The sequence below is a fragment of the Halopseudomonas oceani genome (assembly GCF_002903165.1).
GTDB classification, from domain to species: domain Bacteria; phylum Pseudomonadota; class Gammaproteobacteria; order Pseudomonadales; family Pseudomonadaceae; genus Halopseudomonas; species Halopseudomonas oceani.
On sequence record NZ_PPSK01000059.1, the window covers coordinates 1 to 1,112 of the forward strand.

General features: G+C 57.4%; 1 protein-coding gene. It reads right to left on the minus strand.

Going from position 1 to position 1,112, the window contains the following annotated elements; genetic code table 11:
- Positions 1-29 precede the first annotated feature (29 nt).
- Complete coding sequence (locus tag C1949_RS19215) at positions 30-1,058, minus strand: IS30-like element ISPsp4 family transposase (protein ID WP_057392730.1); 1,029 nt, start codon at positions 1,056-1,058, stop codon at positions 30-32.
- Positions 1,059-1,112 lie beyond the last annotated feature (54 nt).

The window sequence follows — 1,112 nt, forward strand, 5'->3', positions numbered from 1 at the left end:
GGCGGTTGCAGGAGCTGAGTGCAACACGGTTATTGAATTGACGCAGGAGCATCATATTGCATAGCCAAGGCTTTCTGCATCACTTCGCTCATGACTTCGATAGGACATTTGAAATCGAAGCGCTTACGTGGACGCATGTTCAGTTGAAACGCAATGGCATCCAGTTCTTCTTGGCTATGTACCGACAAGTCAGTGCCCTTGGGCAGGTACTGGCGGATCAGGCCATTAATGTTTTCGTTGCTGCCGCGCTGCCAAGGGCTGTGCGGGTCACAGAAGTAGATCGCCACACCGGTTCTCTGGGTGATCTCGGCGTGCTGTGCCATTTCCCGGCCCTGGTCGTAGGTCATGCTCTTGCGCATCGCCAGCGGCATGTTATTGAGGGCGGCGCTGAAGCCCTCCATTGCCGAGGTCGCCGTCGCGTCGTTCATCTTCACCAGCATCAGGTAGCCACTAGTGCGCTCCACCAGCGTACCTACAGACGAGGCGTTAGCCTTACCCTTAATAAGGTCGCCTTCCCAATGCCCCGGCATCAGTCGGTCTTCAACTTCCGGCGGGCGCAAGTGAATGCTGACCATCTCTGGAATCTGCCCGCGCCGATCCACACCGCCAAGGCGTGGTCTACGTGTCGTCTTGCCTTGGCGCAAACAAAGGATCAACTCTTTGCGCAGCTCACCGACGGGCAGGGCATAGATCGCGTTGTAGATCGTCTCGCGACAGACGTAGGCATCTCTAAGACTGGGTATGTTCATACTGCGCAGCTTGCCGGCAATCTGCTCGGGAGACAAACGCTGGCGCAGCATATGGATCACCAGTTCAAAGCGCTCACTACCTGGCAGCAGCTTTCGCATGGGCCGACAAGCCTGGCGGCGGACCTTCATCCGCTGCTGAGCCACGCGGGCCGAGTAGCTGCCAGCTGCATCTCGATTGCGGCGCATCTCTCGGCTGACCGTCGAAGGGGATCGGTTGATCAAGCAGGCAATCCTGCGCAAGCTGAGGCCTTGGGCATGACTAACTTGAATGGTGGCACGCTCTTCAACGCTGAGTTCGGAATAAGACATAGGGCAGCACCGTACCGGAAAGGTCAGGTGTTGCACTCAGTTTTTGCCGCCGCC

What these genes read in the sequence shown, in the direction of transcription:
- C1949_RS19215 (WP_057392730.1), bottom strand. Translation starts at nt 1,058, where the DNA reads ATGTCTTATTCCGAACTCAGCGTTGAAGAGCGTGCCACCATTCAAGTT.